20 protein-coding genes are annotated in these 20,639 nt (G+C 62.9%); 11 read left to right on the top strand and 9 right to left on the bottom strand.

What is annotated here, in order from left to right:
- Window positions 1–189: 189 nt before the first annotated feature.
- Both KTQ42_RS22315 and KTQ42_RS22310 read left to right on the top strand, forming a co-directional pair.
- Window positions 190–1,167, top strand: coding sequence for a tripartite tricarboxylate transporter substrate binding protein (locus tag KTQ42_RS22315; protein WP_217347818.1), 978 nt, complete (start codon window positions 190–192; stop codon window positions 1,165–1,167).
- A 28-nt stretch (window positions 1,168–1,195) separates the two neighbouring features.
- On the top strand, window positions 1,196–2,050 hold the full coding sequence (locus tag KTQ42_RS22310) for a DUF6544 family protein (RefSeq protein ID WP_217347817.1): 855 nt from the start codon (window positions 1,196–1,198) through the stop codon (window positions 2,048–2,050).
- A 13-nt stretch (window positions 2,051–2,063) separates the two neighbouring features.
- On the opposite strand, the gene KTQ42_RS22305 is transcribed toward KTQ42_RS22310, so the two are convergent.
- A complete protein-coding gene (locus tag KTQ42_RS22305; RefSeq protein WP_217347816.1) occupies window positions 2,064–2,957 on the bottom strand; it encodes a LysR family transcriptional regulator in 894 nt (297 codons plus the stop codon).
- Window positions 2,958–3,055: 98 nt separating this feature from the next.
- On the opposite strand from KTQ42_RS22305, the gene KTQ42_RS22300 reads away from it, so the two are divergent.
- Window positions 3,056–4,219, top strand: coding sequence for an acyl-CoA dehydrogenase family protein (locus KTQ42_RS22300; RefSeq protein WP_217347815.1), 1,164 nt, complete (start codon window positions 3,056–3,058; stop codon window positions 4,217–4,219).
- A gap of 110 nt (window positions 4,220–4,329) precedes the next feature.
- Here the strand turns inward: KTQ42_RS22300 and KTQ42_RS22295 are convergent, their stop codons facing one another.
- The 3 genes from KTQ42_RS22295 to KTQ42_RS22285 all read right to left on the bottom strand — a co-directional run bounded on the left by KTQ42_RS22295 (window position 4,330) and on the right by KTQ42_RS22285 (window position 6,429).
- On the bottom strand, window positions 4,330–4,488 hold the full coding sequence (locus KTQ42_RS22295; RefSeq protein ID WP_217347814.1) for a hypothetical protein: 159 nt from the start codon (window positions 4,486–4,488) through the stop codon (window positions 4,330–4,332).
- A 1,157-nt stretch (window positions 4,489–5,645) separates the two neighbouring features.
- Window positions 5,646–5,981: a hypothetical protein gene (locus KTQ42_RS22290; protein WP_217347813.1), complete on the bottom strand. Its 336-nt coding sequence runs from the start codon at window positions 5,979–5,981 to the stop codon at window positions 5,646–5,648.
- A gap of 295 nt (window positions 5,982–6,276) precedes the next feature.
- Complete coding sequence (locus KTQ42_RS22285; RefSeq protein ID WP_217347812.1) at window positions 6,277–6,429, bottom strand: hypothetical protein; 153 nt, start codon at window positions 6,427–6,429, stop codon at window positions 6,277–6,279.
- On the opposite strand from KTQ42_RS22285, the gene KTQ42_RS22280 reads away from it, so the two are divergent.
- Entirely contained in the window at window positions 6,428–6,619 is a 192-nt protein-coding gene (locus KTQ42_RS22280) for a hypothetical protein (RefSeq protein ID WP_217347811.1), read from the top strand. The genes KTQ42_RS22285 and KTQ42_RS22280 overlap by 2 nt on opposite strands.
- Window positions 6,620–6,933: 314 nt before the next feature.
- On the opposite strand, the gene KTQ42_RS22275 is transcribed toward KTQ42_RS22280, so the two are convergent.
- A complete protein-coding gene (locus KTQ42_RS22275) occupies window positions 6,934–7,398 on the bottom strand; it encodes an Lrp/AsnC ligand binding domain-containing protein (RefSeq protein ID WP_217347810.1) in 465 nt (154 codons plus the stop codon).
- 154 nt (window positions 7,399–7,552) lie between these two features.
- Here KTQ42_RS22275 and putA point away from each other — a divergent pair, with 154 nt between their 5' ends.
- The 6 genes from putA (at window position 7,553) to KTQ42_RS22245 (ending at window position 18,074) form a co-directional block, all read left to right on the top strand.
- Window positions 7,553–11,254 carry a bifunctional proline dehydrogenase/L-glutamate gamma-semialdehyde dehydrogenase PutA gene (putA, locus tag KTQ42_RS22270; RefSeq protein WP_217347809.1) on the top strand — a complete coding sequence of 1,234 codons (3,702 nt, stop codon included), beginning with the start codon at window positions 7,553–7,555 and terminating at the stop codon, window positions 11,252–11,254.
- A gap of 151 nt (window positions 11,255–11,405) precedes the next feature.
- Window positions 11,406–11,828: a hypothetical protein gene (locus KTQ42_RS22265; RefSeq protein WP_217347808.1), complete on the top strand. Its 423-nt coding sequence runs from the start codon at window positions 11,406–11,408 to the stop codon at window positions 11,826–11,828.
- 189 nt (window positions 11,829–12,017) lie between these two features.
- Window positions 12,018–12,713, top strand: a complete 696-nt coding sequence (locus tag KTQ42_RS22260; protein ID WP_217347807.1) for a haloacid dehalogenase type II — start codon at window positions 12,018–12,020, stop codon at window positions 12,711–12,713.
- Window positions 12,714–12,756: 43 nt separating this feature from the next.
- On the top strand, window positions 12,757–14,982 hold the full coding sequence (locus KTQ42_RS22255) for a malate synthase G (RefSeq protein WP_217347806.1): 2,226 nt from the start codon (window positions 12,757–12,759) through the stop codon (window positions 14,980–14,982).
- A 220-nt stretch (window positions 14,983–15,202) separates the two neighbouring features.
- Window positions 15,203–17,686 carry an ATP-binding protein gene (locus KTQ42_RS22250; protein ID WP_217347805.1) on the top strand — a complete coding sequence of 828 codons (2,484 nt, stop codon included), beginning with the start codon at window positions 15,203–15,205 and terminating at the stop codon, window positions 17,684–17,686.
- Window positions 17,687–17,699: 13 nt separating this feature from the next.
- Complete coding sequence (locus tag KTQ42_RS22245) at window positions 17,700–18,074, top strand: response regulator (protein ID WP_217347804.1); 375 nt, start codon at window positions 17,700–17,702, stop codon at window positions 18,072–18,074.
- Here the strand turns inward: KTQ42_RS22245 and KTQ42_RS22240 are convergent.
- The 3 genes from KTQ42_RS22240 to KTQ42_RS22230 all read right to left on the bottom strand — a co-directional run bounded on the left by KTQ42_RS22240 (window position 18,071) and on the right by KTQ42_RS22230 (window position 19,142).
- Complete coding sequence (locus KTQ42_RS22240; RefSeq protein ID WP_217347803.1) at window positions 18,071–18,472, bottom strand: DUF2784 domain-containing protein; 402 nt, start codon at window positions 18,470–18,472, stop codon at window positions 18,071–18,073. The two genes, KTQ42_RS22245 and KTQ42_RS22240, sit on opposite strands and share 4 nt — an antisense overlap.
- Window positions 18,473–18,477: 5 nt before the next feature.
- Window positions 18,478–18,801: a hypothetical protein gene (locus KTQ42_RS24115; protein WP_249223060.1), complete on the bottom strand. Its 324-nt coding sequence runs from the start codon at window positions 18,799–18,801 to the stop codon at window positions 18,478–18,480.
- 62 nt (window positions 18,802–18,863) lie between these two features.
- Window positions 18,864–19,142 carry an SWIB/MDM2 domain-containing protein gene (locus KTQ42_RS22230; RefSeq protein ID WP_194714736.1) on the bottom strand — a complete coding sequence of 93 codons (279 nt, stop codon included), beginning with the start codon at window positions 19,140–19,142 and terminating at the stop codon, window positions 18,864–18,866.
- A 224-nt stretch (window positions 19,143–19,366) separates the two neighbouring features.
- On the opposite strand from KTQ42_RS22230, the gene KTQ42_RS22225 reads away from it, so the two are divergent.
- Entirely contained in the window at window positions 19,367–19,594 is a 228-nt protein-coding gene (locus tag KTQ42_RS22225) for a hypothetical protein (protein ID WP_217347802.1), read from the top strand.
- A gap of 30 nt (window positions 19,595–19,624) precedes the next feature.
- Here KTQ42_RS22225 and KTQ42_RS22220 read toward each other — a convergent pair whose 3' ends face one another.
- Entirely contained in the window at window positions 19,625–20,497 is an 873-nt protein-coding gene (locus tag KTQ42_RS22220; protein ID WP_217347801.1) for a LysR family transcriptional regulator, read from the bottom strand.
- Between the last annotated feature and the right edge of the window lie 142 nt (window positions 20,498–20,639).

Below are 20,639 nucleotides of genomic sequence, written 5' to 3'. Positions count from 1 at the left end.
GTGATGATAGGAGCGCCGTCCGGGCCGGCTGATAATGCGCTGCGCTGCTTTCATAACCTTGCGGAATGGCGCGTCGCCACAGCTCGATAACGCGGCGGCATCGTCAGGCGGCATGACGGAATGATGCCTGGCCATCGCTGTCGGACAATACAGCCTGATCCCGGCATAACGATTCCAAGGAGACTGAAGATGATCGGATTGAAACGACAGAGCCGCATGCTCGCCGCCGGCGCCATGCTGTCATGCGCCGCGCTGGCCAGTGCCGCCGGAAAATATCCGGACAGGCCCGTAAAGCTGGTCGTGCCCTTTTCGGCCGGCGGCCAGTTCGACATTGCCGCCCGCATGCTGGCCCAGTTCGCCTCGAAGGAGCTCGGGCAGGCAGTCATTGTCGAGAACGTACCCGGCGGCGGCGGTAACATCGGCGCCGCCAAGGTCGCGACCGCGCCGGCCGACGGCTATACCCTGCTGACGCTGGGCGGCAACCACACCATTGCCCAGGCGCTTTATGCCAAGCCGGGCTTTCGCATCGACACGGACTTCACGCCGATCTCGATGGTGACCGTGGCGCCGCATGTGGTGCTGGTCAATGCCACGCTGCCCGTCAACACCTTCCCGGAACTGGTCAACCTTGCCAAACGCAGCCCGGGCACGCTGAGCTACGGCAGCCCGGGCATCGGCACCTCCATGCACCTGACCTTCGAGATGATCAAGGCCAACTACGGGCTGGATATCCTGCATGTGCCGTACAAGGGCGGCGCCAACATGCTGGCCGACCTTGCTGCAGGCCAGGTCAAGACCGGCATCGTCGCGCTGGCGCCCGCGAAGGAATTCATCAGCACCGGCCGCATACGGCCGCTGGCCGTCACCAGCAAGGCCCGTTCGCCGGCCTTGCCGGATGTGCCGTCGCTGTCGGAGCTGGGTTACCCGGCGCTGGATGCCGGCAGCTGGATGGGCCTGGCCGGGCCGAAGAACTTGCCGCCCGATATCGTACAGCGCTGGAACGGCATCGTGCATGCCTTCCTAACCGATCCCGCCAGCAGCCGCAAGCTGGAAGAGATGGCTTTCAAGCTCTCACCTTCTACGCCGGCGGAATTTGACCGGCAGCTGCGTAGCGAAGTGGAGGCCTATGGCAAGGTCGTGCGCGAGAACAAGATCATGGCGCAGTAGCGGCGCCCCGGCCTGAAAGGATGCGGCGATGCTGGGCAAGCTCTTGATTGCGGCAGGCATGCTCGCCACGATATCCCTGGCGGCCACAACGCTGGGCAAGCGCCGCTGGGAAGCCGGCACGAAAGCGCTGCGCGAGCGCATCGAGGCGGCGCGCCTGCCTGTGATGCCCCGGACCGTCGATCTCGATGCGCTCGACGGATTGCCCGCGCCGGTGCAGCGCTATTTCCGCACGGTGCTGCGGCAGGGCATGCCCATGCTGGCCAGCGCGCGGATGCAGCATCGCGGCATGTTCAACATGGGCAGCCAGGAAGCCAGCTGGAAACCGTTCGAGTCCGATCAGCTGGTCGTTACCCGCCGTCCCGGTTTTGACTGGGATGCAAGGATCGCGATGATGCCGGGCCTGCCCGTCCATGTTCACGATGCCTACGCCGCTGGCGAGGGCGTGCTGCATGCCGCCCTGCTCGGCCTTGTGCCGCTGGCCGACATGCACGGCGGCGCCGGCATCGCCCAGGGCGAACTGATGCGCTTCCTGGCCGAGGCCGCCTGGTATCCGACCGCGCTGCTGCCCGGCCAAGGCGTGCGCTGGGAAGCGGTCGATGCCTACCAGGCGCGGGCGACGCTGGCAGACGGCCCGGTCAGCGTCACCCTGCAGTTCCGCTTCAATGCCGACGGGCTGATCGATACCGTGCAGGCCGAAGTCCGCGGCCGCACGGTAGGCAAGCGCATCGTTCCCACGCCGTGGCAGGGACGGTTCTGGAATTACCAGACCCGCTCCGGCATGCTGGTACCGCTGGAAGGCGAAGTGTCGTGGCTCACCGCCGAAGGCGCGTTGCCCTACTGGCGCGGCACCATCACTGCGATCGAATACCAGGCCGCGAAATAAAGCGCCGGCAAAGCTACGCCGCGCAATGCTGGCGCAGCAATTCAATGAAGCGCACCGTCAGCGGCGACAGGTAGGCGCCGCGCCGCGTGGTGATGCCCACCACGCGCGGCCAGCGCGCCTCGCTCAGCGACAGGCTTGCCAGGCCCTGGCCAAAGTGCTGCTTCAGGGTCGATTCGCCGGTCACGCTCAACAGATCGGTTGCCCTGACCACGCTCATCAGCGAAGCGATCGATGAATTCGACTCGATCACCACATTCGGCGGCGGCAGGCCGTGCTCGGCGAAACGGGCTTCCACCGCGCGCCGCGCCATCACATTGGGGCCTGCCAGTATCCAGGATTGCCTGCCCAGGTGGTCGAAGCGCAACTGCGGTGCGGAGAACACCGGATGGCCCTCGCGCCCTACCACCCGCAGGTCATCGGTGAACAGCGGCTGCTGCTCGAAATCACTGTCCTCTACGGCCTTCAGCGCGCTGATGCAGAAATCGAGGTCGCCCAGGCGCAATGCGGCGAACAGCTTGTCGTTCAGCCCCACCGTTACCTGCATTCTTGCCGCAGGGCGCTGGCGCAGCAATGCGGCGCAGGCGTCGGCGAAGAAATGCTCGGCATAGTTGGGCGAGATGCCGGCCCTGATCAGGCCCACCTTTCCCAGGTACAGGTCATTGGCTTCCTTGACGGCTTCATCCAGCCCAGAACGGGCTGCCCTGACACGGTCATGGAAAGCCTGTCCGGCGACGGTCAGCACCATGCCCTTGGCGGTGCGCTCGAACAGGGGGATCTGCAGTTCGCGTTCCAGTCGCTGGATACCCTTGGTCAGGGCCGGCTGGGTGGCGCCCACCGCTTCGGAGGCGCGGCCGACATGGCCGGCATGGGCAACGGCCAGAAAATAATCCAAGTCTTCCAGTCTCACTTCATTCCCGCCCGTTATCGAAATGCCGCTGGCCATAATCACACGCTGGCTTTGGCAGTGTCAACATGGGTCATCCCAACCATTGATGCGAGCCTCCCATGAACGATACCGTCCAGCCCGACTTTGCCGCCCTCCGCCAGCGGCTCCATGCGTATCTGCAGGACGAACTGCTGCCGTTTGAACAGCGGCATGGCATCGGCTATGAAGACCGCCTGCCCAGGGACACCGTGCGCGGCCTGTGGCAGCGCTCGCGCGAACTTGGCCTGTATGGCCCGCAATTGCCGCAGTCGCTGGGCGGAGCCGGCCTGTCGGTGTCGCAACTATGTCTGTTAAAGGATGATGTTGCCGCGTCCGGCGCGGTGCTGTTCCCGCATGTGCTGGGCGACTGGGGCGGGCCGGCCCGCATCGGCAACCTGGTCAGGCATGCCACGCCCTACCAGGTGGAAAACTATATCCTGCCCTGCATACGTGGCGAAAAGGGCGCCTGCTTCGCCATGACCGAAGCCGGCTCCGGCTCGGACGCGGCCAGCATTCAGACCCGCGCGGTGCGGGACGGCGACGACTATATCATCACCGGGCGCAAGCACTACATCACCGCATCGGCCTTCGCCGACTTCGCCATCGTGATGTGCGTGACAGACGCGGACAAGGGCGCCGACGGCATATCGGCCATCCTGGTCGACCTCGACCGGCCCGGCGTGACCCTGTCCCATGACTACCTGCCGATGACGGGCCAGCATGTGGACGCCGACATTGACATGCAGCAGGTACGGGTGCCGGCCGCCAACCTGATCGGCAGCGAAGGCGCCGGCTTCAAGATCGCAATGGACCGCATCAGCGTGAACCGGCTGCTGCACTGCCCCACCATGACCGGGCTGGCGCGACAGGCATACCGGATGTCGGTCGACTATGCGCAACACCGCCAGCAGTTCGGCGGCCCGATCAGCCGCTTTCAGGCGATCCAGCACATGCTGGCCGACATGGCCACGGCGCTGTTCGCCTGCGACAGCATGGTGATGGCCGCGGCCGCGCTGGCCGACCAGGGCAAGGACATCCGCAAGGAAGCCTCGATGTGCAAGCTGTTCGTTTCCGAGCGCTGCTTCGAAATCGCCGACCGGGCCATGCAGATCCACGGCAATGTGGGCGTGACGAAGAACCATCCGGTCGAATTCATTTTTCGCCGGCTGCGGCTGTACCGCATCGTCACCGGCACCAGCGAGATACAACGCAATACGATTGCGAAGGAAATCCTGCGGGCTTAGGCTTCTTCCTTTTCCCGGGCAAAGCAGATGTCGGCCATGGCCTGTAGGTTTGAATGGCGAATCGCGCGATGGGGCCCGAGCCGGATTGAAGGCGCAGGCCGCAAGGCGTATCAGCGCCGCCTGCACCTTTCCTCCCGTTCCGCCTCCACCAGTTCCCAGCCCAGCTGGCGGCGGATTTCCTGGCAGCTCGGCGGCGGCTGGTGCTGCGCCTGCCGGCGTTCCATGTACTCCCTCACCTGTTCCTTGCTTGGTTTTGAAGTATTGACCATTTGCCACCTCCATCGGTGCAGCACCAGGCAGGCAAGACGGTCCAGGGATGCCATGGACGCCGGCTTGTCGTTGTGCATGACCATAAGATAGTGCCTGTCCGTCGCAAGGAAAGGCCTTTACTGTTTCAGTGTGTTACGGCGCGGCCAGCGCTTAGATTTCCTCCCCATTCGTGCCGAGCTGGGACAGGTTGGCATTGAAGCCGCCGGAGATGGCAGTCATTTGTTGAGCAGCAGGAAAGTGGCGACAGCCAGATCTTTGATGTTCAGCATGATGAAGCTCCTTGACGGTGGTGGGTTTGGGTTGGTGAGCTTTTGGTTGGGCTCGCACTCCCTATGGCATAGCCCGTGCCAGGTCGCAAAACCGCGGGAAAAGCCTTGCTGACGGGGCAAAACGATGATGGGCTACATCAAAGAAGGCGTGATGCTGGAGAAAAGGCATCTTATTAGCCTGCGTCCAGTATGGTCCTGGCAGACACTTTTTCAGTCGCGGTCGCGTCTCGCTGTACCGTGCTGCTGAATGCATGCAAGGCTGACAGTGCAAGTGCCTCTTCAATCGACAGCCTGAAAACGGATTGGCGCAGGAGCTGTATTTCTTCGGCATACCGGGCACGCAAAGGCCAGGCGAGGTCTTGCTCGCCAGGCTCATCTGCCGTTTAGGGAGACATGAACGCAGCAGCCCGCAGGACCGTTGCTTTTGCAAGACAACATCGCGCAGGCTCCCTGCGGGAATGATATTGCGCAAACGGTTCTGCATTCCGCTAGCCCATATTGAACGAACTGGAACGCAGGTTCAGCATCCGCAAGGAGTCCGCCATGTACCAGTCAGGCAAGCCAGACAGGGAGCAGGTCCGCCAGTGGCTCAGGCATGAAATTGCCTTGCACAGACCGCCGCCCGACCCGCATGAAATCCGCAGGCAGCTGGGCTGGCATCAGGCCAGTTGCCATGAAGAGAATGGGAGCCCCGGTCGCAGTTAGAGGCATTCGGTTAATCGCGGTTAGCCTAGCGCCCGCGATGCTTTCCAACATCGGTTTTCACGCTGATGCCGTGATCGGCACAGGCGACGCCGTATGAAGACGCAGCGCTTGCCTGCGAATGGATCGCATAAATGTCTGTGTCCGAGCACGCTGTCCAGGCTGCGTTGCCGGAGATAGTGAAATCATTGAAGCCATTCGCGGGTCGCAGCGCGACGCGAAAGCCAGATCCAAAACAACATGGCCCGACGCTGTCGAGCTATGTTTCGCTTCGGCCGAGCAATTGATCCGAAGTAGATATCCACCTTGGCCCGCGTCATCGACGGCCTCAAGCCGGTATCAGGCGCGACAAACTCGGCCTGCCCGACGTAAGAGGAAGCGGCTGCGGCCCGCAGGGCGGCGGCGCCGATCACGTGGTTGACAGTCATCATCGTCTTCAAAGGTAAAAAATCAAGGCTTGATTCCCGGTGCCATGTCTGTGTTTCAAGCTGCTGCGGCGCGTGTGACGCCTGCACAGGCATGGATGCCGGGATCTGAGCCAGGTTGTTGCAGCCGGGCTTACAACAGTCATCGCATACCGCGTGCCAGCACCGCCTTGGGGACAAAACGCAGCAAAAAGCGTTGAAACCCGACGGTTTTACAATTAAACCGGGCCTCGTATTGCAACGTTGTCAAATGTCAGGAGAGTGCACTGTCTGGCTGGGCCATACAGCGCGACTAGGGCTGTAGGCGGAGAACAAGCTGCCTACCGCAACCAGCAAAAATGTCCGCTTCAGCGATATTGCAATTCCGGCACAAGTGCCGCCGTTCATGTCGTCATTTCAGAAATGGCATTAATCCTAAAGCAATCATATTCATTGCGATGATAATGGGTAACACAATTGGGAATTGGAAAGCCATGACATGAACACTTATATTGGAACCATCGAAACAAATCGCAAAGTCGAGGCAGAAAATGACCAGTTCCATGATGACCTATTCCGGCGCCGCCATTCCTTCCTTTTTCGCCAAGCAAGGTGCTTCGCGCCCTGGCCTGTCGCTGCGTGATTGGCTGAACATTGCAGCAGGCGCACTGGCGATGGCTTCTTCCGTGCCCTCCACCGGCCGCATCAGCAGTAAGCAGCTTGACCGCCTCCGCGCAGTTGCTGCAAGCATCTAATTGCATGCCAGTCAATCCGCCGCGGCGGATTGACGAGCCGAAATCAAAATGCCAGCTAATGTGCTGGCATTTTGTTTTTTGCGCATCAAGTCAGCGGTATAAATAATCCATAATCCGCTTATCGGAGAAGAAATTTTGCAATTGAATAAACCCTCTATTTATTCGACAGGGGGAGATTCAACGATTATTCATCCCGCATTGTCGCGCTAGTACTTTCCGCTTTCAGGTGGACGCAGGTCAATGTCAGGTTTTTAATAACTACCACCTGGCGCCCGTCGCGCCGCGCAATACAGGAATTGCATGCTCGGCATTCATCAGCGGATCGGGAAGATGCTGGAGTTTTTCACTTCCTCGATAACGGCATAGGTGTGGGTTTCTCGCACGCCCTTGAGCTGGAGCAGCGATTTGCCGAGAAACGTCCGGTAAGCCGCCATGTCCTTTACCCTCACCTTGATCAGGTAATCAAAACCGCCCGCCACCATGTGGCATTCCAGCACCTCGGGCACCTTGTGGACGGCGCGCCTGAATTCGTCGAATACATCCGGCGTGGTACGGTCCAGCACGACTTCGATGAACACCAGCAGCGCCACATCCAGCAGATCCGGATTCAGCCTGGCCGTATAGCCGAGGATATAACCGGCTTCATGCAGCTTGCGCACCCGCTCCAGGCAGGCAGCCGCCGACAGGTTCACCCGCGATGCCAGTTCGAGGTTGGAGATACGGCCGTCCTGCTGGAGTTCAGCCAGAATTTTCTTGTTGATCTTGTCAAGCAGCGTCATGGTCTTGAGTAAATTTAATTTTGCTAATCAATTTTAAGCCAGATTTATTTAAGCAAATGCGGCAAATTCCTAGAATTAATATTGGTTTATTTCTCCTAGAATGGAAAAACATGCAGGCGCACCGGCCTGCGCCTTCAGCCTGAGGACTATGCCGATGAACAAGCCCGATGCCGTTCCGCTCACGCCCGCTGGCTCCCTGCCGCCCTTTGCCGCGCTGGTGGCCGAGGCCGGCCCCGAGCCGGACCCGCTGCGCCAGGCCCTGCGCGCAGCCTGCCGTCCCGACGAGAGAGATGCGGTGCAGGCACTGCTTGCCGAGGTGGCTCAGGATGCGCACGTTGCAGGCCATGCGCATGCATTGGCGAGAAGGCTGGTGCAAACCGTGCGCAGCCGCCGTGCCCGCGCCTCCGGCGTGGATGCGCTGATGCATGAATTTTCCCTGTCCTCGCAGGAAGGCATTGCGCTGATGTGCCTGGCCGAGGCGTTGCTACGCATTCCCGACCATGACACCGCGGACCGCCTGATCGCCGAGAAGATCAGCCGCGGCGACTGGCAACGCCACCTGGGCGGCTCGCCGTCCCTGTTCGTCAATGCCGCCACCTGGGCGCTGGTCGTGACCGGCAAACTGGTCGCGCCGCACGACGCCAGCGAGCAGGGACTGGGTGCGGCGCTGGGCCGGCTGATCGCGCGCGGCGGCGAGCCGCTGATCCGGCGCGGCGTAGACCTTGCAATGCGCATGCTGGGACGGCAGTTCGTCACCGGCCAGACTATCGGGGAAGCACTGGCGCATGGCCGCGCCAACGAGGAACGCGGCTATCGCTATTCCTTCGACATGCTGGGCGAGGCGGCCCTGACCATGGCCGATGCCGACGCCTATTACCGCCTGTACGAAGACGCCATCCATGCCATCGGCAGCGCCAGCGCCGGGCGCGGCATTCGCCAAGGTCCGGGCATCTCGGTCAAGCTGTCGGCACTGCATCCGCGCTACAGCGTGGCCCAGCGAGAGCGCGTGATGACGGAGCTGCTGCCGCGTTTGAAGACGCTGGTGCTGCTGGCCAAGCGCTACGACATCGGCATCAACATTGATGCCGAGGAAGCCGATCGGCTGGAACTCTCGCTGGACCTGCTCGAAGCGCTGGCTTTCGATGCCGACACCGCCGGCTTCGACGGCATCGGCTTCGTGGTGCAGGCTTACCAGAAGCGCTGTCCGGCACTGATTGCCTGCATCGTCGACCTGGCCCGGCGCGCTGGCCGCCGACTGATGGTGCGACTGGTCAAGGGCGCTTACTGGGATGCGGAAATCAAGCGCGCCCAGGTGGATGGCATGCCGGACTATCCGGTCTACACCCGCAAGGCGCATACCGACCTGTGCTACCTGGTCTGCGCGCAGCGGCTGCTGGCCGCAAGCGACGTGATCTATCCCCAGTTTGCCACTCACAACGCGCTGACGCTGGCCATGGTGCACGCCGATGCGCAACGGCTGGGCGTAACGGATTATGAGTTCCAGTGCCTGCATGGCATGGGTGAAACTTTGTACGACCAGGTGGTCGGCAAGGACGGCCTGGGCCAAGCCTGCCGCATCTATGCCCCGGTCGGCTCGCACCAGACCCTGCTGGCCTACCTGGTACGGCGGCTGCTGGAAAACGGCGCCAATACCTCCTTCGTCAACCAGATCGTCGACGAGCAGATGCCGCTGGAGCGGCTGCTGGCCGACCCGGTGCAGGCGGCGCATCAGTCTGACGGCGCGCCGCATCCGGCCATTCCCCTGCCGGCGGCACTGTACGGCCCCGGCCGGCGCAATTCGTCCGGCATGGACTTCAATGACCGCAATGTGCTGCTCAAGATCGCGCCGGTGCTGCAGGCGCTCGGCCAGCGCTTCTGGCATGCCGCGCCGCTACTGGCGCATGGCGACCTGGCCTCGGGTACTATCGGTATGCCCGTCACCAACCCGGCCGACCGCGCGGACCAAGTTGGCCTGGTGTGCGATACCACCGTGACGCAGAGGGAAGCGGCGCTGGCCGCGGCGGCGCAGGAAGCACCGCACTGGCAGGCAATGACGCCGGCAGCCCGCGCCACCACGCTGCTGCGCGCGGCGGACCTGCTGGAACGGGAGCGGCTGCCCCTGGTGTCCCTGGCAGTGCGCGAAGCCGGCAAGTCCTTGCCAAATGCGCTGGCCGAGGTGCGCGAAGCAGTTGATTTCCTGCGCTATTACGCCGCCCAGGCCAGCCAGGCGCCAGCCGCGCCGGCCCTGGGGCCGGTGCTGTGCATCAGCCCGTGGAATTTCCCGCTGGCGATCTTCATCGGCCAGGTGAGCGCCGCGCTGGCCGCGGGCAATGTGGTGCTGGCCAAGCCGGCGGAGCAGACGCCGCTGATTGCGCATCTGGCCACCACGCTGCTGCACCAGGCAGGCATACCGCGCGCCGCGCTGCAATTGCTGCCCGGCTCGGGCGACACTGTTGGCGCGGCGCTGGTGGCCGATGCGCGCATCCGCGGCGTGCTCTTCACCGGCTCTACCGAGGTGGCTGCGCTGATCAACCGTCGGCTTGCCCAGCGTGGTGCGACACAAGACTGCGCACTACCGCTGATCGCGGAAACCGGCGGCCAGAATGCGATGATTGTCGACTCCTCGGCGCTGCCGGAACAGGTCGTACAGGATGTGCTGGCGTCAGCCTTCGACAGCGCCGGCCAGCGCTGCTCGGCGTTGCGGGTGCTGTGTCTGCAGGAGGATATCGCCGACCATGTGCTTGGCATGCTCAAGGGCGCGCTGCAGGAACTGCGCATGGGCGTGCCGGACCGGCTCGCCACCGATGTCGGCCCCGTTATCGACGAGGATGCACGCCGCGCTCTTACGGATTACATTGACCGCGCCGGCGGCCATGCGCTGGAGATGTTTCAGCTGCCCCTGCCGCACAGCTGCCGGCGTGGCAGCTTCGTTGCGCCCACGGTGATCCTGATCGACGATTTTTCCCGCTTGCAGCATGAGGTGTTTGGGCCGGTGCTGCATGTGCTGCGTTACCGTCGCGAGCAGCTCCCAGCGCTGCTGGCGCAGATAAATGCCAGCGGCTATGGGCTAACGCTGGGCATTCATTCGCGCATCGATGACACGGTGGGAAACATCGTGGCAAGGGCGCATGTGGGCAATATCTATGTGAACCGCAACATGGTCGGCGCAGTGGTCGGCGTGCAGCCTTTCGGCGGCGAAGGCAAGTCGGGCACCGGTCCCAAGGCCGGAGGGCCGCTGTACCTGCGCCGGTTGCAGCATGCTCTAGATAGCGGCCCGCTGGCATCCAACCTAGCCATGCAAGCGCCGGCAAGGGATGCCGGATTGGAGGCGCTGCAGGAATGGGCGCGGGCCAGTGGCGACATGGTGCTGATGGCGCTGACCCAGCGCTATGCACAGGACAGCCTGCTTGGCCGCGCACTAAGCCTGCCGGGCCCGACCGGCGAAAGCAACGTCCTGCGCTTTGGCGCCCGTGGCGCCGTGCTGTGCGCGGCGGCCGATCGTGCCGCGCTGGTCAACCAGCTGGCGGCCGTGCTGGCGACCGGCAACCAGGCTTTGATGAGCGCTGCTGCCTACGCCATGCTGCCGGCGGGCCTGCCGCAGCCGGTCAGCGCAAGAATCATCATCGTGGCCGATGTGGCCAGCCATCCAGCAATATCACTGGCCCTGTGCGACCAGGCTTGCTGCGCAGCCCAGTTGCCCATGCTGGCGGCACGCGAAGGCGCGCTGACGCCAGTTGCGCAAACCCATGGCAGCCAACCGATTGCCCTGTGGCGTCTGGTGACGGAGCGCACCGTGTCGGTCAACACCACCGCCGCCGGCGGCAATGCGAGCCTGATGACGATGGCGCCGGCCTGAACCATAAGGTACTTCCCGAAGGCATGGCACTGGCCATGCAGCCGCATTCCCCAGCGCCATGTCTTCCGTGCGCTGCGTGGACTCGGGCACTTTTTGCGACAGGCAACGTCAAACGAAGCTTGCCAATTAATCAACCCAGAAGAGGAAACCGATGAGCCATGCCTTAACCACCGTCCAAGATGATGAAGGCGACCGTGTGCGCCGCTCGACCGCGCTCGATGTGAACCGCCAGATCGATCGCCAGACCGAAGCAAACATCATGCATTACCTCAATGCCACGCCGGAAGTGATCCGCGAGCGCGTCGAGGAACTGGAGCATGAGTGGGATGTCGAGCGCATGCTGGAAGTCAATGCATCAACCCTGGCGCTGACTGGCCTGGTGCTGGGCGCGACCGTGAACAAGAAATGGCTGATCCTGCCTGGCATCGTGCTGCCTTTCCTACTGCAGCATGGTCTGCGCGGCTGGTGTCCGCCGCTGCCAGTGCTGCGCTACCTTGGCGTGCGTACGCGTGGTGAAATAGATCGCGAGAAATACGCGCTGCTGGCTTCGATCAAGGATCAGGCGTCGAGCTGAGCGTTTGCTGTCCCGGCGGCGATTCCGGGCAGTTACCAAGCCTGCCTCAAATCGTCTCTGGCTGCGAGAACAGCAGCGAGTCCGATGAGATCTTTAACCAAAATGCACAGGTGATTCGACAAAACATTAGCGCTATTGACTTTTAGATTGGCTATACTCCCCGCACCTTAGCCAACCAGATCATCAGCCATGCCAGTGCGGGCCATTCTTTTCGACGCATACGGAACCCTGTTCGACGTTTATTCCATCGGCGCACTGGCCGAGCGCTTCTATCCCGGCAAGGGCGCATCGCTGGCCGAACTGTGGCGCGACAAGCAGATCCAGTACAGCCAGCTGCGCACCCTGTGCAGCACCTACAAGCCCTTCTGGGAAATCACGCAGGACGCACTGGTATTTTCATGCCGTAAGCTGGGCTTGGAACTGGACCTGGAAGCGCAGAACACCATGATGGGCCAGTACGCAAAGCTGCAGGCTTTCCCGGAAAATCTTACCGCGCTGCGCCAGCTGAAGGACGCCGGCATGAAGATGGCTATTCTTTCCAATGGCAATCCCGAAATGCTAGCGGCCGCCGTGCAGAATGCCGGCATGGAGGGCCTGTTCAGCCATGTGCTCTCCGCCGATGCGGTACGCAAGTTCAAGACCGCGCCGGAAGCCTACCAGCTCGGCACCGACATGCTGGGCATGGCAGCGCGCGACATCCTGTTCGTCTCCAGCAATGGCTGGGACATCTGCGGCGCCAGCTGGTTTGGCTACAAGACATTCTGGGTTAACCGCGCTGATGCGCCGATGGAGGAGCTGGGTGTCACGCCCAGCGGCCAGGCGCGGCTGCTGTCGGACCTGCCGGCCTTCATCGCCACTGATGCACGCCGCGGCGCTACCCGATGATTTTTCCTTTCCGATTTAAATAACGACAACACGAGGCTTAACCATGACTGACCGCACTACCTGCCACGGACTGCAGATCGCCACCCCGCTCTACCGCTTCATCGAAGACCGCGTGCTGCCTGGCACCGGCGTCGACAGCGCCGCCTTCTGGCAAGGCTTCGACGCCATCGTGCGCGACCTGGCGCCGAAGAACATCGCGCTGCTAGCCGAACGCGACCGGCTGCAGACCGAGCTGGACAACTGGCACCGCGCCAATCTTGGCCCGCTGAGAGACACCGCGGCCTATCGCGCCTTCCTGGAAAAGATCGGCTACATGAATCCGCAGCCGGACGACTTCACCATCACCACCGCGAATGTCGATGCCGAGCTGGCGGTGCAGGCCGGCCCGCAGCTGGTCGTGCCCATCCTCAACGCCCGCTACGCGCTCAACGCCGCCAATGCGCGCTGGGGCTCGCTGTATGACGCGCTGTATGGCACCGACGCCATCGCCGAAACCGACGGCGCCACCCGCAATGGCCCGAACGGCGAAAGCTACAACCCCGTGCGCGGCGTCAAGGTGATCGGCTTTGCCCGTGACTTCCTCGACCGCATCGCGCCGCTGGCACAGGGCAGCCATCACGACGCCGCCGGCTACACCGTCGAGGGCGGCAAGCTCGCCGTGGCGCTGAAGAACGGCGCCGCCACCGGACTGGCCGATGCAGCGAAGTTCGTCGGCTACCGCGGCGACGCCGGCGCACCGACCTCGGTGCTGCTGAAGAACAATGGCCTGCATGTCGACATCATCATCGACCGCAACACCCCGATCGGCAAGGGCGACGCCGCCGGCGTGGCCGACCTGGTGATCGAAGCCGCGCTGTCGACCATCCTCGACTTGGAAGACTCGGTCGCCGCGGTCGATGCCGAGGACAAGGTGCTGGCCTACTCGAACTGGCTGGGCATCCTGCAGGCTAGCCTGTCGGAAACCATCACCAAGGGCGGCAATGCCTTTACCCGCAGCCTGAACCCGGACCGCGAATACACCGCTGGCGTCGGCGCCACTGATGTCAAGGACGGCGTGGTCACGCTGCATGGCCGCTCGCTGCTGTTCCTGCGCAATGTCGGCCACCTGATGACCAACCCGGCCATCCTGTATGACGGCGGCAAGGAAATCCCGGAAGGCATCATGGATGCGGTGGTCACCGTGGCGATCGCCCTGCATGACCTGAAGCGCAAGCCGGAACAGAAGATCGGCAACTCACGCACCGGCTCGGTCTATATCGTCAAGCCCAAGATGCATGGCCCGGCCGAAGTGGCCTTCGCCAGCGAACTGTTCGGCCGCGTCGAGGCACTGCTGGGACTGCCGGCCGAGACCGTCAAGCTGGGCATCATGGATGAGGAACGCCGCACCAGCGTCAACTTGAAGGCCTGCATCCGCGAAGCCACCGGCCGCGTGGCCTTTATCAACACCGGCTTTTTGGACCGCACCGGCGACGAGATGCACACCGCCATGCAGGCCGGCCCAATGATGCGCAAGGGCGACATGAAGACCAGCACCTGGCTCACCGCCTACGAGAAGAGCAACGTGCTAATCGGCCTGTCCTGCGGCCTGCGCGGCCGCGCCCAGATCGGTAAGGGCATGTGGGCCATGCCGGACATGATGGCAGCGATGCTGGAGCAGAAGATCAACCATCCCAAGGCCGGCGCCAACACCGCCTGGGTGCCCTCGCCGACCGGTGCCACGCTGCATGCGCTGCATTACCATCAGGTGAACGTGGCCGAGATCCAGCAGCAGCTGGAAAAGACCGCCAATGCCGGCGAGGTCGACCGCCTGCGCAATGAACTGCTGCAGATTCCAGTGGTAGCGCAAGCGAAATGGCCGGCCGAGGAAATCCAGCAGGAACTGGACAACAATGCACAGGGCATCCTGGGCTATGTGGTGCGCTGGATCGACCAGGGCGTGGGCTGCTCCAAGGTGCCCGACATCCACAACGTCGGCCTGATGGAAGACCGCGCCACGCTGCGCATTTCGAGCCAGCACATCGCCAACTGGCTGCTGCATGGCGTGGTCAACGAGGCGCAGGTCACGGAAACCTTGCAGCGCATGGCGCGCGTGGTGGATGCTCAGAACGAGAACGACCCGTTCTACACGCCAATGGCGCCGGACTTCGAGGCTTCTTATGCCTACCGCGCCGCGCGCGACCTGGTGTTCCAGGGCCTGACGCAGCCAAGCGGCTACACCGAGCCGCTGCTGCATGCATGGCGCCTGAAGGTCAAGGCGGCGCGTCGCTGAGCTGCCGCTGACCGGGCCGGACACAGCGTGCCCCGGCACGCCGCAGCGCCAACCCGCTTGCCGCGCGATTCGCCGGCAAGCGGGTTTTTTATGTCCGGAATGGCGCCACGTCATTCCTCTGCCCTACCTTGCCGAGTCGCACCAAGCCTTATAATCATGCCCGGCACCGTGTACCAACCCGAAAGCTTGTACGCCCCTCACGAATCACCGCGGAGAATGCATGGCAAACTGGCTTAACGAGATTTCCGAAAAAAGCAGCGCATTCATGCCGCATGGGCACTGCTACCTCTGGATCCCCAGCCTGCTCTGGATGCATGTGGTGTCCGACGCGCTGATCGGCACGGCCTACCTTGGCATCTCCCTGGTCCTCTATCTGCTGGTGCGCAGGATCAGGTTGCCTTTCAGTCCGGTGTTTATTGCCTTCGGCCTGTTCATCGGCCTGTGCGGCCTTACCCACTTCATGAAGATATGGACGGTATGGCATCCGGACTATCTGCTGGATGGCCTGGTCAAGGTTGCCACCGCGGCCGCATCGGTCGCGACCGCCATCGGCTTGCTGTACGTCCGGCCGCAGATCGAGCAAACGGTGGCCGCGGCACGTCTTTCCGAAGAGCGCCGTGTGGAACTGGAACGCGCCCACACGGAACTGGAAGCCCTGTACCGCAAGGTCAAGGAGCTTGATGAAATCAAGACGCAATTCTTCGCCAATGTCTCGCATGAGCTGCGCACGCCACTGACCCTGATGCTGGGCCCGGCCGAGCGCATGCGCGAAGATGCAAGCCTGAACCAGCAGCAACGTCGTGAACTGGACCTGATCAGCCGCAATGGCCGCAGCCTGCTGCGCCATGTCAACGACCTGCTGGATATCGCCAAGCTGGAATCGCATGACATGCAGCCGCAGCGGACACGGTTCGACCTGCAGCCCTGGCTCACGGACATCGCCGCGCAGTTCGAACAGGTTGCCAGTCAGCGCGGGCTGCGCTTCGATGTGGCTGCCGACGAAGCCATGCTGATCGAAGCCGATCCCGATATGATCGAGCGCGTGGTCATCAACCTGTTGTCCAATGCAGTCAAATTCACGCCGGCGGGCGGCGAAGTGCGCTTGCGGCTTGCGCGCGGCGACGGCAATGTGGTCATCACCGTCGCCGACAGCGGCCCCGGCATCGCAGAAGAGGCGCGGGAGCTGATCTTTGAACGCTTCCGCCAGGCGGATGGCAGCATCACCCGTCAATACGGCGGCACCGGGCTTGGCCTGGCCATTGTGAAAGACCTGGTCAGCCTGCATGGCGGCTCGGTGAAAGTGGATGCCAGTGCTGCCGGCGGTGCCCGCTTCACGGTGCAATTGCCGCTGACCGCCGGTGTCGACGCCGCGGTACAGAGCGCCGCACCCGCAGCCAGTCCCGCAACCCGGCTGGCGCTGTCGACCATGCTGGAGGAACTGGCCCCGGCTGCAGCGGCCGAGCAGCCTGAGGCGCCACTGCCGCAGCGGCCGTCGGTGCTGGTAGTCGAAGACAACCAGGACATGCGCCGCTTTCTGGCCGAGACCTTGGCACCGTACTATAACGTTGTCACCGCCGCCGACGGCCAAGAAGGCTATCAACGCTTCCAGGCGCTGCAGCCTGATCTGGTCGTGAGCGACATCATGATGCCCCTGATGAGTGGCGAGCAGCTGGTCAAAGCCATACGCAGCAGCAACGACGCACCTGCGGCCACGCCCATCCTGCTGCTCAGCGCCAAGGCCGATGATGCACTGCGGGTAAAACTCCTGCGCGAAGGCGCGCAGGATTATCTGACCAAGCCCTTCCTGCCGCAGGAACTGCTGGCGCGCGCAGCCAACCTGATTGCGGCCAAGCGTGCCGGCGACCAATTGCGCGGCGCACTCGCCAGCGCATCGCTGGATATCGAGGGGCTGGCATCGGAACTGGTGACGCGGCATCGGCAGCTCGAAACCACACGCGATGCGGCCGAGGTGGCGCGCGAGCAGGCTGAACGCGCAAACCGGGTCAAGGGCCTGTTCCTCGGCATGGTCTCCCATGAGCTGCGCACGCCGATTGCCACCATGGATATGAATGTGCAGTTGCTGGAACGCGGCGGCGGCCTGCCCACTCCCGCCACCGCCCGACTGCAACGCATGGCGCGCGCAACGCGCCAACTGGCCGGGCTGGTGGAAAGCCTGCTGGAATATACCCGCCTGGAAAGCGGCAGGATCGAGGCGCGTCCGGAGTCGCTGGACGCTGCTGCGATTGTGCAGGAAGTGCTGTCGGCACATGCCGACCAGGCCGCCAGCGCAGTCACGCTATCGCTTGAGCCACAGCAGGCAGCCGTGCCACCCATTGTCAGCGATGCCCGCCTGCTGCGCATCGTCCTGGCCAACCTGATTTCAAATGCCCTGAAATTCACCAGCCAGGGCTCGGTAACAGTCCGATTGATGACGGAACATGACACACACGTATTTGAAGTGGCTGATACTGGGCAGGGAATTGACGAAGCGGATACCACCCGTATTTTTCAACCGTTCGAACGGCTGGAGCCGGTGCAGCACAAGAGCCTGCCGGGCGTTGGCCTGGGCCTGGCACTGGTGGACCAGATCGTGCGGGCGCTGGGAGGCAGGATCACGGTGAGTTCGCGCCTGGGACAAGGCAGCCGCTTCCGCGTGCACCTGCCCAGCCGCGGTGCCTGTGAAACATTAACGCAGCCGACATGAAATGGAGAGACGGATGCCATGCAAGCACATCGTTGTAATTGAAGATGACACGGACTTGCGCGAGACGCTGAAGGATCTGCTCGAAATGGAAGGTTTTAGTGTCGTCACCGCCAGCAATGGCAGGGAAGGCCTGCGCCAGATCGAGCAGAATGGCCAGCCCTGCCTCATCCTTCTGGACCTGATGATGCCGGTGATGAATGGCTGGGAATTTTTGGAAGCCCTGCGCCGGGAAAAGGCAGCGCCGCTGGCCCAGACGCCGGTGGCGGTGGTTTCCGCCGCGGCCGACATCGCGGATGTCGAGCGCGACTACAATTGCAGCGTGCTGAAAAAGCCAGTTAGTCTGGAACGCCTGTTCGCCCTTGCGCATGCGCATTGCGAAAACTGCTAAGCACGGTCGGTGCCGCGCCGCAATGGCGGATAGCGCCACCATGCCAGCATGACCAGCCCGCCGAAGAGGCTGTAGGCCGGCACGAAAACCCAGGCGGGCAGCCGATAGTAAAGCAGCCGGCCGAGCCAGTAGGCAATGAAGCCATTCGCCTCATCGCCCATTCCCCCAGGACCGCGCAGCCAGACTTCCAGCGTGGTCAACGGACAGTCCACGCCCAGCCAGGCTTGCGCCACCACGATGGCGATGGCCCCCAGATGCGCCAGGCGGAACCACCAGCCATTGACCCAGCGCCAGCCTGCCCGGTGGCCGAGGAAGATCAGCACCAGCCCGCCGACGATGAACAGCACCACTGCCGCATGCAGCGTGAGCACGATGTTGGCCAGGACAAGACGGGGCATGACTATCAGTCCGGCGCGGCGAGGCCGTCGTACCAGTCTTTGTAGGGAGAATTCTTGGCCATGTGGCGGTTGTAGTCGGGCGCGCCATCGGTCCACCAGACCGGGCCGCGCTCGCCGAGCGCCGTTTTGGCCGCATCGACGGCCGCTCTCGCCGCCTGCAATGCATCGGTGTCGTCGGCGCGCAGCGCGACACCCACGGCCCGGCGCGCGCGCATCAGCTCGCGGGTGAGCGCGCTGCGGTGCTCGGGCGGCAATGCCGGATTGCTGGTGCGCCAGAGCCTGCCGCGCACTACGAAGTAACGCCCATCGGGCGTGACAGGATATTTCATGCAGCCTCTTTTGAAGGCCGGGCCGCCTGCCGCACCAGGGGCGGCACAGCGGCGGCAGTGGCTCAGGCCTTCAGGTGTGCCGAGATCAGCTTGGTCATTTCAAACATGGAGACCTGCTTCTTGCCTTCGAAGACAGCTTCCAGCTTGGCGTCGGCATTGATCATGCGACGGTTGGCAGCATCCTGCAGATCATGCTTCTTGATGTAGTCCCATACTTTCTTGGTGACTTCGGTGCGTGGCATCGGCTCGGCGCCGACTACTTCAGCCAACACCTTCGAAGGCGTCACCGGCTTCATGAACGCCGCGTTTGGCTTGCTCTCTTTTTTTGCTGCTGTTGCCATGAATTACTCCAAAGTTCAGTCATATAAAAGCGCAAAACCCCGCATGCAATGGATCAGGCGGGGTTTTGCGCTTCAAGCGCCGGAAAAGCCGGAACGTCGCGAATTCTATCCTACTTCCCCCGGGCTGCATAACCGCCACGGATTGGCCATTCCTTGAAGGACATCAACAACGTTGCGGGATGGCCGTTACACTGGCGCCCGGATCCATGAACAGGGAAAGAACGATGACATCCATCGATGCATTTGTCAGAAAGCAGAAACCGGGTGCGCATTTCGTTATAAGCGCCCAGATGCTGCGCATGCAGCCGCAGCAATTCGACACGCTGGCGCAGCAATGGCTGGATGATGGCGGCCCGGGCTTCAATGTCGTTGGCGTACCGCATCGGGTGGTGGTGGACGGGGAATTCCTGATCAGCCGGGTTACCGTGATCCGCACCAGCGCCGAGGTCTGAACCGGCTCACGGCGTTCCCGGCGCAGTCATTCAGTCGTCGTTGAGCATCGCGAGGAAGGCCGCGGCGGCGATCGAGTCGTGGCGTCCGCGCTGGCGCATAATGCAGATGTGGCGCTGGAATGCGGGGTCGGACAGTGGAATCTTCACCACCTGCGCATGCTGGAAATGGAACATCGCCACTGCCGGCACGATGGCAATGCCAACGCCGCTGGCTACCAGCCCGGCCGCGGTTGCCATGGTTGATACTTCCATGGCGGTTTTCAGCCGCTGCGGGAACATCACTGCGTCCACCTGTTGCCGGATGCTGCTGTAGCGGTCCTGCTGCACCAGGGGATACTCGAGCAGGTCAGTGCTATGGACCGCCTGCCTGCCCGCCAACGGATGGTCCGGCGGACACACCACGAAGAAGCAATCCGGCCATGCCGGCTCGGCCTCGAATTCAGTAGACGGCAACGCAGCCGTCAGCGCGAAGTCGACCTGGCCGCGCCGCAGGAGGTCGAGGCAGTCGTCGGCAGTGACATCGCGCAGCACGAGTTCGAGTTGCGGATATCTTGCCCTGAAGCGGGCAATCACCGGCGGCAGCCGCCAGGCCGCAATCGAAGGCAGCGCTGCGATTGCCACCCGGCCGGTGCGCAATGCAGTGTAATCGCGCATCTCGGCCAGCGCGCTGTCGAACTCGGTCAGCAGCCGGGCGGCGGACCTGGCGAACGTGCCGCCCTCCACTGTCAGCTCGACGCGCCGGGTGCCACGGTCGAACAGCCGGACGCCTAGGCTTTGTTCAAGGCTGCGGATCAGCATGCTGAACGCGGGCTGCGATAGATGCGCTGCTTCGGCAGCGCGGGTGAAGTTCTTTTTTTCCGCAAGCGCCAGAAAGGCTTTCAGGTGGCGGGTTGAAATGTCCATGCGTTGTCAGGCCAGTGGAGAGATTGATTCGGGATTCGAATCGTTTCATCAGAATTATCAATTTTTATTTTCGATCGTGCTGGCAAATAATCGGCATACCGGCCGGCGGGCATCCGCGTAGCCATGCCTTCAAGAGAGACTC

The sequence above is a fragment of the Noviherbaspirillum sp. L7-7A genome, from assembly GCF_019052805.1.
Classification (GTDB): domain Bacteria; phylum Pseudomonadota; class Gammaproteobacteria; order Burkholderiales; family Burkholderiaceae_D; genus Noviherbaspirillum_A.
This window is presented reverse-complemented; position numbering and strand designations above follow the sequence as displayed.